Source organism: Candidatus Pelagibacter sp. PS_34, from assembly GCF_059417845.1.
The window spans coordinates 210,244-225,430 of sequence record NZ_CM182068.1; the positions used below are offsets into that span (position 1 = coordinate 210,244).

General features: G+C 30.8%; 14 protein-coding genes and 1 tRNA gene. 10 read left to right on the forward strand and 5 right to left on the reverse strand.

Features of this window, described 5'->3' with window-relative positions:
* Nucleotides 1–4 precede the first annotated feature (4 nt).
* From ftsH to AC5SL3_RS01150, 5 genes are all read left to right on the forward strand, one after another.
* Entirely contained in the window at nucleotides 5–1,891 is a 1,887-nt protein-coding gene (gene ftsH / locus AC5SL3_RS01130; protein WP_027306714.1) for an ATP-dependent zinc metalloprotease FtsH, read from the forward strand.
* 280 nt (nucleotides 1,892–2,171) lie between these two features.
* A complete protein-coding gene (gene folP, locus AC5SL3_RS01135; protein WP_494578339.1) occupies nucleotides 2,172–2,948 on the forward strand; it encodes a dihydropteroate synthase in 777 nt (258 codons plus the stop codon).
* A complete protein-coding gene (gene glmM, locus AC5SL3_RS01140; protein WP_271485888.1) occupies nucleotides 2,948–4,279 on the forward strand; it encodes a phosphoglucosamine mutase in 1,332 nt (443 codons plus the stop codon). The genes folP and glmM overlap by 1 nt, the downstream gene beginning before the upstream one ends.
* Nucleotide 4,280: 1 nt before the next feature.
* Nucleotides 4,281–5,093, forward strand: a complete 813-nt coding sequence (gene thiD, locus AC5SL3_RS01145) for a bifunctional hydroxymethylpyrimidine kinase/phosphomethylpyrimidine kinase (protein WP_271485891.1) — start codon at nucleotides 4,281–4,283, stop codon at nucleotides 5,091–5,093.
* Nucleotides 5,093–6,385 carry an adenylosuccinate synthase gene (locus tag AC5SL3_RS01150; protein WP_018413887.1) on the forward strand — a complete coding sequence of 431 codons (1,293 nt, stop codon included), beginning with the start codon at nucleotides 5,093–5,095 and terminating at the stop codon, nucleotides 6,383–6,385. The genes thiD and AC5SL3_RS01150 overlap by 1 nt, the downstream gene beginning before the upstream one ends.
* On the opposite strand, the gene rpoH is transcribed toward AC5SL3_RS01150, so the two are convergent.
* Nucleotides 6,382–7,263 (reverse strand): RNA polymerase sigma factor RpoH, encoded by an 882-nt coding sequence (rpoH, locus tag AC5SL3_RS01155; protein WP_494578341.1) that lies wholly within the window; start codon nucleotides 7,261–7,263, stop codon nucleotides 6,382–6,384. The genes AC5SL3_RS01150 and rpoH overlap by 4 nt on opposite strands.
* 54 nt (nucleotides 7,264–7,317) lie before the next feature.
* Complete coding sequence (locus AC5SL3_RS01160) at nucleotides 7,318–8,298, reverse strand: RluA family pseudouridine synthase (RefSeq protein WP_027306710.1); 981 nt, start codon at nucleotides 8,296–8,298, stop codon at nucleotides 7,318–7,320.
* Nucleotides 8,299–8,321: 23 nt separating this feature from the next.
* Here AC5SL3_RS01160 and AC5SL3_RS01165 point away from each other — a divergent pair.
* Nucleotides 8,322–8,398: transfer RNA gene (locus AC5SL3_RS01165), tRNA-Arg, on the forward strand.
* A gap of 16 nt (nucleotides 8,399–8,414) precedes the next feature.
* Here the strand turns inward: AC5SL3_RS01165 and AC5SL3_RS01170 are convergent.
* Nucleotides 8,415–9,347, reverse strand: coding sequence for an L-threonylcarbamoyladenylate synthase (locus tag AC5SL3_RS01170; protein WP_494578343.1), 933 nt, complete (start codon nucleotides 9,345–9,347; stop codon nucleotides 8,415–8,417).
* Nucleotides 9,348–9,367: 20 nt separating this feature from the next.
* Here AC5SL3_RS01170 and AC5SL3_RS01175 point away from each other — a divergent pair, with 20 nt between their 5' ends.
* From AC5SL3_RS01175 to dxs, 3 genes are read left to right on the forward strand one after another with little or no spacing between them, the layout of a single operon-like run.
* Nucleotides 9,368–9,613, forward strand: a complete 246-nt coding sequence (locus AC5SL3_RS01175; protein WP_494578345.1) for an exonuclease VII small subunit — start codon at nucleotides 9,368–9,370, stop codon at nucleotides 9,611–9,613.
* Nucleotides 9,603–10,475, forward strand: coding sequence for a polyprenyl synthetase family protein (locus AC5SL3_RS01180; RefSeq protein WP_494578347.1), 873 nt, complete (start codon nucleotides 9,603–9,605; stop codon nucleotides 10,473–10,475). The genes AC5SL3_RS01175 and AC5SL3_RS01180 overlap by 11 nt, the downstream gene beginning before the upstream one ends.
* A complete protein-coding gene (gene dxs, locus AC5SL3_RS01185; RefSeq protein ID WP_494578349.1) occupies nucleotides 10,475–12,388 on the forward strand; it encodes a 1-deoxy-D-xylulose-5-phosphate synthase in 1,914 nt (637 codons plus the stop codon). The genes AC5SL3_RS01180 and dxs overlap by 1 nt, the downstream gene beginning before the upstream one ends.
* Before the next feature lie 8 nt (nucleotides 12,389–12,396).
* Here dxs and aroC read toward each other — a convergent pair whose 3' ends face one another.
* Nucleotides 12,397–13,479 (reverse strand): chorismate synthase, encoded by a 1,083-nt coding sequence (aroC, locus tag AC5SL3_RS01190; RefSeq protein WP_006997292.1) that lies wholly within the window; start codon nucleotides 13,477–13,479, stop codon nucleotides 12,397–12,399.
* Between the two features lie 33 nt (nucleotides 13,480–13,512).
* Here aroC and pdxH point away from each other — a divergent pair, with 33 nt between their 5' ends.
* A complete protein-coding gene (gene pdxH, locus AC5SL3_RS01195; protein ID WP_494578350.1) occupies nucleotides 13,513–14,139 on the forward strand; it encodes a pyridoxamine 5'-phosphate oxidase in 627 nt (208 codons plus the stop codon).
* Here pdxH and AC5SL3_RS01200 read toward each other — a convergent pair.
* Complete coding sequence (locus AC5SL3_RS01200) at nucleotides 14,136–15,149, reverse strand: polyprenyl synthetase family protein (RefSeq protein ID WP_027306705.1); 1,014 nt, start codon at nucleotides 15,147–15,149, stop codon at nucleotides 14,136–14,138. The genes pdxH and AC5SL3_RS01200 overlap by 4 nt on opposite strands.
* Between the last annotated feature and the right edge of the window lie 38 nt (nucleotides 15,150–15,187).

Genomic DNA, 15,187 nt, shown 5'->3' on the forward strand with positions numbered 1-15,187 from the left:
GAATATGAAGAATTTAGCAATGTGGGCAGTAATTGTTTTTCTAACAATAGGCCTTTATAATATGTTTAAGAACCCTCAAGCTAATGTGGGCAAAGGTAATTCTATTATATTTTCAGAATTTTTATCAGAAGTTGATAATGGTGGAGTTATAAAAGTTGATATTCAAGGAAACAATATTAGAGGAGTATTAGCTAATGGAAATACTTTTTCTACTTATTCACCGAATTATCCAAATTTAATTGAGAAGCTATCTGAAAAAGGTGTGAGTATATCAGCTGCTCCTTTAGAAGATAAGATGCCGTCTTTGTTTGGTGTTTTATTGTCGTGGTTTCCGATGTTGTTACTAATCGCTGTTTGGATTTTCTTTATGAGACAGATGCAGGGTGGCAAAGGTGGAGCCATGGGTTTTGGAAAATCTAAGGCAAAGATGATGAATGAATTAAAAGGTAAAGTTACTTTTGATGATGTCGCTGGAGTAGAAGAGGCTAAAGAAGAAGTAGAAGAAGTTGTTCAATTTTTAAAAGATCCTAAAAAGTTTAGTAGACTTGGTGGAAAAATACCAAGAGGATGTTTATTAGTTGGCCAACCTGGAACAGGTAAAACTTTACTTGCTAGAGCTATAGCTGGGGAAGCAGGAGTTCCGTTCTTTACAATATCAGGATCAGATTTTGTTGAAATGTTTGTGGGTGTTGGAGCCTCAAGAGTTAGAGACATGTTTGAACAAGGTAAAAAAAATTCACCCTGTATTATTTTCATAGATGAGATAGATGCTGTTGGAAGAAGTAGAGGTGCTGGTCTTGGAGGAGGTAACGATGAAAGAGAGCAAACTTTAAACCAGTTATTAGTTGAAATGGACGGTTTTGACACGAATGAAGGTGTAATAATTATTGCCGCTACAAATAGACCTGATGTATTAGACCCAGCATTATTACGACCAGGTAGATTTGATAGACAGGTAGTTGTTGGACTTCCAGATATAATAGGAAGAGAAAAAGTATTAAAAGTTCATGTTAAAAAAATTAAAATGGCACCTGATGTAAATTTAAGAACAGTAGCTAGAGGAACCCCAGGTTTTTCAGGTGCAGATTTAGCAAATATAGTTAATGAAGCGGCATTACTTGCTGCAAGAAAAAATAAAAGACTAGTTACTCTAACTGAGTTTGAAGAAGCAAGAGATAAAGTGATGATGGGATCAGAAAGAAGATCCATGGTCATGACAGAAGAAGAAAAAACATTAACAGCTTACCACGAAGCTGGACATGCAATAGTAACTATTAATGAGGATGCAGCTCATCCAATTCATAAGGCAACAATCATTCCGAGAGGTCGTGCTTTAGGAATGGTTATGCAACTACCTGAGAGAGATCAGCTATCTCAAACAAGAGAACAGCTTCATGCTCAATTAGCTATAGCTATGGGTGGAAGAGTAGCAGAAGAAATCATATTTGGAGAAGATAAAGTTACAACTGGTGCATCTAGTGATATTGAACAAGCAACTCAAAGAGCTAGAGCTATGGTAATGCAAGCAGGCCTTAGTAAAGAGTTGGGACCAGTTGCCTATGGTTCGAATGAAGAAGAGGTATTTTTAGGAAGGTCTGTTGCGAGAACTCAAAATATGTCTGAAGAAACCTCGAAGAAGGTAGACTCGGAAATTAGAAAAATTGTAGATAAAGGTTATGAAAGAGCAAGAACAGTTTTAACTGAAAAAATTGATGATCTACATAAATTAGCGAAAGCTCTCTTAACATATGAAACACTTACAGGTGAAGAAATAGAAAACCTGATTAATAAAAATATATATCCAAGCAATAAAGAGGATTTAAAAGTTGAAGATGAAGATAAAGGTTCAGCTTTAAGTTCAATGGGTCTTAAGCCAAAAATAGTTCATTAATACTAAATGAAAAAATATTACACAAGAGCGTGTAATTTTGCTTATGGTAAATTTTCAATTGAATTAGTTAGAAAAAAAAAATCTCCCACTAAATGGTAATAAGAAAATTTCCTTTGGACAAATTGAAATTCTTACACGAACTTCTATCGAAAAAATTGATCTTAAAGATATAAAAAAATTACCCAAACTACTGAAAGAAAAAATTAATAAAGATCTCAAGATAATTGTTAAAAAAAATAAAAATTTTTCAAGTCTAAATTTTAATAAAATACCTAATATAATGGGTATATTAAATTTAACACCAGATAGTTTTTCTGATGGAGGCAAGTTTAATAAAAAGAAAAAAGGAATATCTCATGCAAAGAATTTATTTAAATCAGGAGCAGATATTATTGATGTTGGTGGAGAATCAACAAGACCTGGATCTAAACCAGTAAGTAAAAAGGAAGAATGGAATAGAATAAAAGAAATATTAAAAGATGTTAATAAAAAAATTCCACTATCATTAGATACAAGAAAATCAGAAATTATGATTAAAGGGATTCAGTTAGGAGTTAAACTTATAAACGATGTGTCAGGTCTAAGTTATGACCCTAAAACAGTTGAGGTGTTGATAAAAAGCAAAACTCCATTTGTCATTCAACATTCGCAAGGTACTCCAGAAAAAATGCAAAAAAACCCTAAGTACAAAAATGAATTATTAGATATTTATGATTTTTTTGAACAAAAGATTAAATTTTTAAGATCCATGGGTATAAAGCATAATAATATTGTGATTGATCCAGGGATTGGTTTTGGAAAAAATTTGAAACATAATATGAATTTAATTAGAAGCATTTCTATTTTTCATACTCTTGGTTTTCCTATACTACTTGGACTTTCTAGGAAAAAATTTATTAAGGATTTATCTGGAAAAAATGATAGCAAGGAAAGATTAGGTGGAACAATAGCCTCTTCCATGTATGCAATAATGCAAGGGGTTCAAATTCTAAGAATTCATGATGTGAATGAATTAAGACAAAGTATAAAGGTGTTTAAGGAATTAATTAAAAACTAATGGCAAAAAAATATTTTGGAACAGATGGAATAAGAGGTGCTGTTAATAGTAAAAATATTAATGGAGACATGTTTTTTAAATTTGGTCTTGCAGCAGGAACTTACTTTAAAACTCAAAAAAAAAAGAAACAAATAGCAATAATTGCTAAAGATACGAGACTCTCAGGGTATAGTTTGGAACCTGCGTTAGTATCAGGACTTACATCGGCTGGTATGCACGTTTATACATTAGGCCCACTTCCAACTAATGGCTTAGCAATGCTCACAAAGAGTATGAAAGCTAACATGGGAATTATGATTACAGCATCTCATAATCCATATCATGACAATGGGCTAAAGTTATTTGGACCAGATGGGTTAAAATTGTCAAATAAAATTGAAAAAAAAATTGAAACTTTAATTGATCAAAAAATTGAAAAATCTTTATCAAAACCAAAAAAATTGGGTCGTGTAAAAAGGTTAGAAACTGCAAATAAAGATTATATAAAAATTTTAAAAAATAATTTACCAAAAGATTTTAACCTAAGAGGTTTAAGAATAGTAATTGATTGCGCAAATGGGGCTGGATATAAGGCAGGACCTGAATTATTAAAATCTTTAGGTGCTAAAGTATTTTCAATTGGAATAAATCCTAATGGTCTTAATATTAATAAAAATTGTGGATCTACTTTTCCAAATAAAATCAGATTTGCAGTAAAGAAATATAAAGCTCATATAGGAATTTCACTTGATGGAGATGCCGATAGAATTATTATGTGTGATGAAAAAGGTATTGTAATTGACGGAGATCAAATAATTGCTGCAATAGCAATGAGATGGAAAAGAAAAAAAATGTTAAAAGGAGGTGTAGTTGGCACGTTAATGTCTAACTATGGATTAGAAAAGTTTTTTAAACTACATAATATAAAATTCTTAAGATCAAATGTAGGAGATCGCTTTGTAAAAGAGAAAATGCAAAAAAATAATTTTAATTTAGGTGGTGAGCAATCTGGGCATATTATTCTAGGCAAATTTGCAACCACTGGAGATGGCTTATTGGTTGCTTTAGAAGTTTTATTTTCATTAAGAAAAGGAAAAAAAGCTAGTAGTTTTTTTAATACCTTTAAGAAAACTCCACAAATATTAGAAAATATTGATGTTAAAGACAAAAATATAATCAAAAATATTGATATTAAAAATTCTATAAAATCAGCAGAGAAATTAATTAAAGGTCAAGGTAGAATATTAGTTAGAAGCTCAGGAACGGAGTCTAAAATCAGAGTAATGGGAGAGAGTGATAATATTAAATTGCTTCAAAAATGTCTGAAAATCATTTTAAGAAAAATTAAATAAATTGAAACCAAAATCTAAAATATTAGTTATTGCTGGATCAGATTCATCTGGTGGTGCTGGTATCCAAGCTGATATTAAAACTATCACAGCTTTAGGTTCGTATGCTATGACAGCAATAACAGCTGTCACAATTCAAAATACAACAGGTGTAAAATCAATAGTACCAATTGATCCAAAGGAAATTTCAAATCAAATAGAATTTACCTCAAAAGACATTAAACCTGATGCCATAAAAATTGGAATGTTGCATTCTACAAAAGTAATAAAATCAGTAATTCATTCATTAAATCTTATTAAAGTTAAAAAAATAATTTTAGATCCTGTTATGGTAGCTAAAGGTGGTGCAAAACTTATTGATTATAAGGCAATTCAGTTATTAAAAAATGAACTAATTAAAAAAGTTAGCCTAATTACTCCAAATATTCCAGAAGCTGAAATATTAACTAAAACTAAAATAAGAACAAAAGAAGATATGATTTTTGCTGCCAGCATACTAATAAAATTAGGAGCAAAAAATGTTTTTATAAAAGGTGGTCATTTAGAGTCTAAAATCGTCCAAGATATTTTTGTAAACAAAAATGAAATTTTCATTATAGAAAATAAAAGAATTACAACCAGGAATACACATGGCACAGGTTGCACCCTTTCTTCTGCTATTTCTACATTCTTTTCATGTGGAAAAACCTTAAAGAGATCTTGTGAGCTTGCAACTAAGTATGTACACAATTCAATAAATTCAAACCTTAAATTCGGTAAAGGTCATGGGCCTATCAACCATTTAAGTTCAGTAACAATAGAAAAAAAATTTAGATAATGAAAAATGTTGTAGTTGTTGGATCTCAATGGGGTGATGAAGGAAAAGGTAAAATAGTCGACTGGCTATCAGACCAAGCAGATGTTGTTATTCGTTTTCAAGGAGGACACAATGCTGGACACACATTAGTAATTGATGGAACAACTTATAAATTAAGATTACTACCTTCTGGAATTGTAAGAAAAAATAAAATTTCTATTATAGGAAATGGAGTTGTTGTTGACCCGTGGGCACTATTAGAGGAAATAGAAGAAATTAAATCTAAGGGTGTTGAGGTTAATGTGGATAATTTTATAATTTCAGAATCTGCAAATCTTATTTTACCATTTCATAGAGAGATGGATGAAATAAGAGAAGATGCTGCTGGAAAAGGAAAAATTGGAACAACAAGAAGAGGAATTGGGCCAGCCTATGAAGATAAAGTGGGAAGAAGATCAATCCGTGTTATGGATCTAAGATCTGAGACTAATCTAGACCATAGATTGGAAACAGTGCTTCTTCATCATAATGCAATTAGAAAAGGGTTAGGTAAAAAAATTTTTGAAAAAGATAAACTTAAAGAAGAACTCTTAAAAATTGCTCCAGAGATATTAAAGTTTTCTCAACCTGTTTGGCTTAGAATTGATGAATTTAAGAAACAAAAAAAAAGAATATTATTTGAAGGTGCACAAGGAATACTACTAGATGTGGATCATGGAACGTACCCTTTTGTAACATCATCCAATACTGTTGCATCTGCGGCTGCAACAGGAACTGGTTGTGGTCCTAATTCTATTCATTATGTTCTTGGAATAACAAAAGCTTACACCACCAGAGTTGGTGAAGGACCTTTTCCAACTGAGTTAACAAATGATATCGGAGAATTGCTTGGTTCAAGAGGAAAAGAATTTGGGACTGTCACTAGTAGAAAAAGAAGGTGTGGTTGGTTTGATGGTGTTTTGGTTAGACAAACAATTAAAATTTCAGGCATAGACGGAATAGCATTAACTAAATTAGATGTTTTAGATGAATTAGATGAAATTAAGATGTGTGTCGAGTATGAGCTTGATGGTAAAAAAATGGATTACTTACCAGCTGCAGTTGAGGATCAGTTAAAAATTAAACCAATTTATAAAACTTTTCCTGGATGGAAAAGTTCTACACAAGGAATAAAGAATATTGAAAATTTACCAGAAAATGCAAAAAATTATATTTACGCATTAGAAGATTTTATTGGAACAAAAGTTTCAAGTATTTCAACAAGCCCTGAACGAGAAGATACTATTCTTTTAGAAAACCCTTTTGAGGTTTAGTTTGCTGGAAGTAGATTTTTAGATTTAGCAGATAATAACATGTGTTTTTGAAGCTTCTCAAATGCTTTATTTTCAATTTGTCTAACTCTTTCTCTACTAATTTTGTATTTTTTACTTAAATCTTCAAGTGTTGTAGGTTCATCATTTAATCTTCTAGAGTATAAAATCTCTTTTTCTCTTTCATTAAGAATTTTTATAGAATCTTTAAGTAAGCTTTGTCTTTGACCCATTTCTTCTTGATGTGCAAATTTAAGATCATGATCAAGCTCTTTATCTACCAACCAGTCTTGCCATTCATCACCATCTTCTCCAACTTGCGCATTTAAAGAAAATTCTTTGCCAGATAGTCTTCTGTTCATTGAAATTACTTCATCTTTGTTGACATCTAACTTGTTTGCAATTTCAGTTACATGCTCAGGTCTTAAATCACCTTCAGATTGAGGAGCGATTTGATTTTTAATTTTCTTTAAATTGAAAAATAATTTTTTTTGTGCATTTGTTGTTCCTATTTTTACTAAGCTCCAAGATCTTAGAATATATTCTTGTATAGAAGCTCTAATCCACCACATTGCATAAGTTGCTAATCTAAATCCTTTCTCAGGTTCAAATTTTTTAACAGCTTGCATTAGCCCAACATTTCCTTCTGAAATCATTTCATTTACTGGAAGACCGTATCCCCTGTAACCCATCGCAATTTTTGCAACGAGTCTCAGATGACTAGTAACAAGTTTTTCTGCAGCTTTAACATTTCCTGTTGCCTTCCAATTTTTTGCAAGCATATATTCTTCTTCTGCTGCCAGCATAGGAAATTTTTTAATTTGTTCCAGATAAGCTGATAAACCACCTTCATTAGAAAGTGTGGGAAGATTACTATTCATTGTAGTACTCATAAGTTGTATTTATTTAATTGACTATAGTATTATTTCAAGGTTTTATTTGCCAGTATTTCTAAGCAATACTAAAATATTTTCAAGTTCTTGTGGCAAAATTGAGGTAAAAACCATTTCCTCATTAGTTCTTGGGTGAATAAACCCCAATGTTTGAGCATGCAAAAATTGTCTATCTAATTTATAAATTAAATTTTCTAAATTAGTATCGATATTTTTAAGTTTTTTATATTTTTTTTTATATTTTCCATCACCCATAATACTATTACCCATATGTGTCATGTGAACTCTTATTTGATGCGTTCTTCCAGTTTCCAATCTGCATTCCACTAAGCTTAATGTAGGAGTTTTATCATTTTCAAAAATCTCAATTGTTTTGTAATTAGTGATTGCTCTTTTGCCTTTAGAATTGCTAACTTCCATCATCTGTCTATTTTTTGAGCTTCTAGTTATAAACGTATCAATTTTTCCAGAGGACGGTCTAAGTTTCCCCCAAATTAAAAGCTGATAAACTCTCGTAATTGTGTGCTCACTAAATTGATGTGATAAGTTTTCGTGTGTTTCATTATTTTTAGCAATAACTATTAATCCAGAAGTATCCTTGTCAATCCTATGAACTATGCCAGGTCTTAGTTCATCACCTATTGTTGATAACGAGTCCTTGTTATAATGCATTAAGGCGTTAACAATTGTTTCATCATAATTACCTGCACCTGGATGCATAATTATACCTGCTGGTTTGTTGATTATTAGCAAATCATCATCTTCATAAACAATTTGTAACTTAAAATTATATGGCTTTAATGATGCTTCTTTAGGTTCTGGAATTTGAAGATTTATCTCATCTCCACTCAGTACTTTTTTTGAGGGACTATTAATAATTTGATCATTTATTTTTAATTTTTCTTTAAGAATTAAATTCTTAATTCTGGATCTGCTAATTAAGTTTTCTCTTTTATTAATGAATACATCAAGCCTGAGATTATTTTCATCTTCACCAACTATTAAATTAATGTTTTTTTCCATAAAATGTAATATTAATACTATATGCGCTTGTAGCTCAACTGGATAGAGCGCCTGACTTCGGATCAGGAGGTTCTGGGTTCGACTCCTAGCAGGCGCACCATAACCAAACAAAATGTCTAATACTTTGATGCCCTCCGCAATCTATCATTTATAGCTTTACCAAGTCCTATATTAGGAATCTTTTCCACAGCAATCGATTTATAACCCTCATTTTTTATTTTTCTTAGACACGAATAAAGGTTTTTTGCTGCCTCATCTAAATTACTTTTCGAAGTTAAATAAAAATAATTTTTTTGTTTAGTTTTCTTTTTCTTAATTTTTATGAAAGCTTCGTCATTTTTTGGTTTTGTGACGTTCATTCTTAAAGGAATACCAGGAGAGTAATGTAGCCGTGATTGACCAGGAGCTATTTTTTTCTTAGGATTGGTAGATATATTCATCTTGAAACCTAAAGCTTTTTTAATTTTTGAAATATCTAGTCCTCCTAATCTCAGTATAGTTGGTCTAGCTGTAAGATTAACTATTGTAGACTCTATTCCAATAGCGCAAGTACCTCCGTCTAAAATATATTTAATTTTATTACCGAATTCTTCTTTAACATCTTTTGCATTAACAGCACTTACTTTAGTTGTAATATTAGCACTAGGTGCAGCTAATGGATAATCTAGCTGTTTTAGTAAATTTTTAAATATTGTGTGTTTTGGAAATCTTACAGCTAAACTTTTCTTATTATTAGTTACATATTTTGAAATCTTAGAGTTTTTTTTTAATTGTAATACGTATGTTATTGGGCCAGGTGAAAATTTTTTATAAAGTTTAATAAAATTATCATTTATCAAGCAATCTTTTTTAAGAGAATCGATATCGTGATAATGTACGATTAGAGGGTTGTTTTTTGGTCTCTTTTTTAAATTATAAATCTTATTTACTGCTGAATTCTTGTATGCATTAGCGGCTAGACCATAAACGGTTTCAGTAGGCACGCCAATACAGTAATTTTTATCAAGGTATTTTTTTGCTTTTTTGATATTTGATTGATTAGATTTCATGTATTAATAATTATTATTATATGAAAGATAAAAATTTACCACTTGATAATAACACACTGACTCTTGAGGAGTTAACAAAAGAGGCAAATAATATTATTGAATCTTTAGAGTCGGAGAAAGACTTGCAGAATTCAATTGATTCATATCAGCAATTATTAAAATTAAATAATATTATTGAAAAAAAATTCTATAAAACTTCAAAAATGATCAATGAAGAAACAAAAAAAAAAATTAACAATATAAATTCAAAAAAAAATGCAAAATAAACTTGCTAGAATAGCAAAAGATACAAACTTATTTTTAAAGCGATTTATTAAAGGACAAAAAAGAACAGAATTAATAGCTGCTATGGAATATGGGTTATTTCCAGGTGGAAAAAAAATTAGATCAAAAATTTTAATTGATATAGGAGCTATATTTAAAATTAATTATAAAACATTAATTTCTATTGGCGCTGCAGTTGAATGTATTCATGCTTATTCATTAATACATGATGATTTACCTTGCATGGATGATGATAAAATAAGAAGAGGAAAAATTTCTACACATATTAAATTTGGAGAATCAACAGCAGTACTAGCAGGAAACTCACTTTTAACAATGGCTTTTGAAATCTTGGTTAGTTCGAGCTTAAAGTTCAATGAAAAAATAAAAGTAGATCTAATAAAAAAACTCTCAGAGACTTCTGGACATCTAGGAATAGCTGGTGGTCAATATTTAGATCTTAGTTTTGAAAAAAAAAAAGTTTCTAAAAGTAAAATTATAGACATGGAAATAAAAAAAACAGGCAAGCTCTTTAGCTTTTGTTGCGCTGTCCCAGTTATTATTAAGAGAAAAAGTAATACACAAATAAAGTTTTTTGAAAATGTAGGGTCAAATATTGGACTTTTATTTCAAATTGCTGACGATTTAATAGACTTTAAGGGCTCTACAGTTATTGCTGGTAAGTTAACAGGTAAGGACAAGAAAAAAGGTAAAGCCACTTTAATCAGTTTACTAGGATATCAAAATGCTATTAAATATGCTGATAAAATTAAGTCTAAAATAATTAAAGATTTAAATAAATATAGTTCAAACACTAACAGTTTAAATGAAACCCTAGACTACATTTTAAAAAGAAATAAATAATGCAAAACTATAAATTTCTCAAAGATATTAATTTTCCTTCTGACTTAAGAAAATTATCAGAGAACGATCTTCAAGAAGTTTCTAACGAAGTTAGAAAAGAGATGATTGATGCAGTATCTGAAACAGGAGGACATTTAGGTGCAGGTCTTGGGGTTGTTGAGCTAACCGTAGCTTTACATTACGTATTTGATACTCCAAATGACAGACTAATTTGGGATGTGGGTCATCAAACTTATCCACATAAAATTTTGACTGGAAGAAAATCAAAAATTAAAACATTGAGACAAGGTAATGGATTGTCTGGTTTTACAAAAAGATCTGAAAGTGAGTATGATCCATTTGGTGCAGCACATAGCTCAACATCAATATCATCGGCTCTAGGCATGGCGGAAGCAAATAAGTTATCAAATAAATTAAATAATATAATTGCAGTCATAGGAGATGGTGCAATTAGTGCGGGTATGGCATATGAGGCTATGAATAACGCAGGTGCTTCAAAAACTAAAATGATTGTTATTTTAAATGATAACGATATGTCGATTGCAAAACCAGTAGGTGCTATGAGAACTTATTTAGCTAAACTCTTAACAGGAAAAATTTATTTCAGTTTAAGGGAAACTTTTAAATTAATAGTTTCTGCTTTTTCTAAAAGATTTAGTGCTAAAGCTGGAAAAGCTGAGGATTTTTTAAGATCAGCTGTAACTGGTGGTACTCTTTTTAATTCTTTAGGCTTTTATTATGTTGGTCCAATAGATGGACATGATTTGTCTACACTCATACCAATTTTAAAAAATGCAAGAGATTCAAAGCATCAAGGTCCAATTATGATTCATATAAAAACACAAAAAGGTAAAGGATATTCTTATGCTGAAAAAGCTAGTGATCATTATCATGGTGTTTCAAAATTTAATGTTTTAACTGGTGAACAGGTAAAAAGTGGAACAAATCTTCCAGCTTATACAAAGGTTTTTGCAAACACTTTAGTGAAGCATGCAGAAAGAGACAGCAAGGTTGTAGGAGTTACTGCTGCTATGCCAGGTGGAACAGGTATGGATATTTTTGCCAAAGATTTTCCAAAAAGAATGTTTGATGTTGGAATTGCTGAGCAGCATGCTGTTACTTTTGCAGCAGGGTTAGCCACTGAAGGCTATAAGCCATATGTTGCAATCTATTCGACTTTTCTACAAAGAGCTTATGATCAAGTGGTTCATGATGTGGCTATTCAAAGTTTACCTGTGAGATTTATTATAGATAGAGCAGGTTTAGTAGGCGCTGATGGATCAACTCATGCTGGCTCATTCGATATTACTTATCTTTCTACTCTTCCTAATTTTATAGTAATGGCACCAAGTGATGAAGCAGAATTAGTTAAAATGATAAATACATCGATGACAATCAATAACAAACCTTGTGCTATTAGATACCCAAGAGGAAATGGCATAGGAGTGGAATTACCATCAATAGATGAGAACATAGAGATTGGAAAAGGAAGAGTTATTCAAGAAGGGAAACAAGTTTGTATTTTAAGTATAGGAACTAGATTGGAAGAATGTAAAATTGCAGCAGCAGAGTTAAAAAATAAAGGAATTGAGTCAACGATAGTTGATGCTCGTTTTGCTAAACCCTTGGACCAAGAACTTATTTTAAAGTGTGCGCGAGAACATGAGGCTATGATTACTGTAGAAGAAGGATCTATTGGAGGTTTTGGCTCTCACGTGGAAAATTTATTATCAGAAAAAGGTATATTTGATAAAGGTTTAAAATTTAGAACTATGATATTGCCTGATATTTTCATCGAACAAGATAGTCCAAAAAAAATGTATGATGTTGCTGGTCTTAACGCATCTCAAATATCAAAAAAAATACTAGACATCTTATTTACAAAAGAGTCGATAAAAGTAGTTAAAAATTAAATTTAAAATTAGCTACACTGAGCTTTGTTCATTAAGTAATGGTCTAACAAAACACAATTCATCATTGCTTCCCCTACAGGAACTGCACGAATACCAACACAAGGATCATGCCGACCTTTAACTGAAATAGTAGTATTTTTTCCAAACTTATTTATAGTTTTTCTAGTTGTTAAAATCGATGATGTTGGCTTAACAGCAAATGAAACAACAATTTCTTGTCCTGTTGAAATACCACCAAGAATTCCACCTGCATTATTAGAATCAAATTTTAATTTTTTACCTTTTTGTGAAATTTCATCAGAGTTTTGTTCTCCACTTAATTGTGCAGAATTCATTCCAGATCCAATATTAACACCTTTAACAGCATTAATACTCATCATTGCAGAGGCAATATCCATATCTAATTTAGAATAAATTGGAGCACCTAAACCAACAGGAATTCCTCTGGCTCTTACTTCAATAACTGCTCCACAAGATGATCCAGACTTTCTTATATCTAACAAATATTTTTCCCAAAGTTTCAGCATATTCTTATCAGGACAAAAAAAGGGATTTTTGTTAATTGTTAGGTCGTTCCATTTTCTAGTATCACATCCCAATATTCCTAATTGAGTAACAGCCCCTACAACTTTAAATTTTTTACCTAATTTATTCTCTAAAACTTTTTTAGCAATTGCACCCGCAGCAACTCTTGCAGCTGTTTCTCTTGCAGAGGATCTTCCACCGCCACGGTAATCTCTTATTCCATATTTCTTAAAGTACGTAAAATCAGCGTGTCCAGGTCTGAATTTATCTTTGATATCTCCATAATCTTTTGACCTCATATCTTGATTGTAAATAATTAAAGAAATAGGTGTTCCAGTCGTTTTGCCCTCAAATACACCAGATAAAATTTGCACTTTATCATCTTCTTTTCTCTGTGTTGTAAATTTTGATTGTCCTGGTTTTCTTTTATCTAGCTCAACTTGAATATCTTGCTCTTTTAAGTTTATATTTGGTGGACAACCATCAACGACACAACCTAATGCTGGGCCATGAGATTCTCCCCATGTTGTGAAACGAAATTGCTTTCCAAAAGTATTAAATGACATTATCTATAGTATATAGATTATTTTGTTAAAATTATGAATCAAAAAAACTCATTAGGCCTTAATAAATGCTTTTTAGATAAAATTGATCCAATAGATTTATTTGAAGTTTGGATGAATGAAGCAAAAAAAACAGAGTTAAATGATCCAAATGCACTAGCTTTAGCCACATCAGATCAAAATAATTTTCCATCAATTAGAATGGTCTTATTAAAAGATTTTAACAAAGATGGATTTGTTTTTTATACCAATCTAAATAGTCAGAAGGGAAATGAATTAAAAAATAATCCAAAAGCATCCATGTGTTTTCATTGGAAAAGCCTTCTAAGACAAGTAAGAATTAATGGAATGGTGCAAAAAGTTTCTAATAAAGTGGCAGATGAATATTATAACAGTAGAGGTTATGAAAGCAGAATTGGTGCATGGGCCTCAAAACAAAGCACTGTATTAAATAATAGAGATGAGCTTTTAAACTCAATAGAAGAATATAAAAAAAAATATAGTAATAAAAATGATGTACCAAGACCAGAGTATTGGTCAGGTTGGAATTTAATACCCACAAGTGTAGAATTTTGGTTAGATGGAGAGAGCAGAATTCATGAAAGACTTAAATATACTAAAGATACTGAGGGAAACTGGGTTAAATCTTTATTAAGTCCCTAAAAGGTTCTTTGTAGACTAAATGATGTAAGACTTTCTAAAATCTTTTTTTCATCACTATCCTTAAATACAGTTAAAGAATTTGATGCAAGGTTAATAAAATGTTCAGCTTTTTTGTAGCATTCATTGATTATGTTGTACTTCTTAATAAGCTCTAAGGTAAAATTTAAATCTTCATTTGATCTTGTTTCTTGTTTAAAAATATTTTTTAACTTATCTTTTTCTATTGACGATACATTCTGAAATAACAAAATAACAGGTAAAGTAATTTTACCTTCAAGAAAATCTTTACCAATTTTTTTACCAAAAAATTTTAGATCAGAATTGTAATCTAATGTGTCATCAGCAATTTGAAATGTTAAGCCTAAGTTTTTTCCATAAAACTCTAGTGCCTCTTTTTCTTTTATTTCTTTATTAGATAAAATTGCACCAACTTTAGTTGCAGCAGAAAAAAGTTCAGCTGTTTTTGCTGTAATAATCTTAAAATATGTTTCTTCTAACATGTCTACTTCACCTTTGTGTTGTAGTTGTAATACCTCTCCTTGAGCGATCTTTGACGAAGTTGAGGATAAAAGTTTTAAAACTTCTATATTCCCATCATCGACCATCATTTCAAAACATCTACTTAAAAGATAGTCACCAATTAATACAGAAGAGTGATTTCCCCAAATTGAATTTAATGTTTTTTTACCTCTTCTAATATTTCCAAGATCAATGACATCATCATGCATTAAAGTGGCCCCATGTATCATTTCTACACATGCTGCTAAATTAATATCTCGACCTCCTTTAGTGTAGCCACATAACTTAGCTGACCCGAGCGTTAGTAGGGCTCTTAATCTTTTTCCACCAGTGTCGATATGATATTCAGTCATTTTCTTAACCAGATCAACTTCACTCAAGAGTTTTGATTTAATCTTTTCTTCAACTAAAACTAATTTTTCATCAACAGAATCTTTTAGCTGATAATATGAATTATTTATTTGGTTTTTAAGTTGAACTACAGTTCCCATAAAAAATAAGTTAGTATAATTAAGTTATATTTATTACT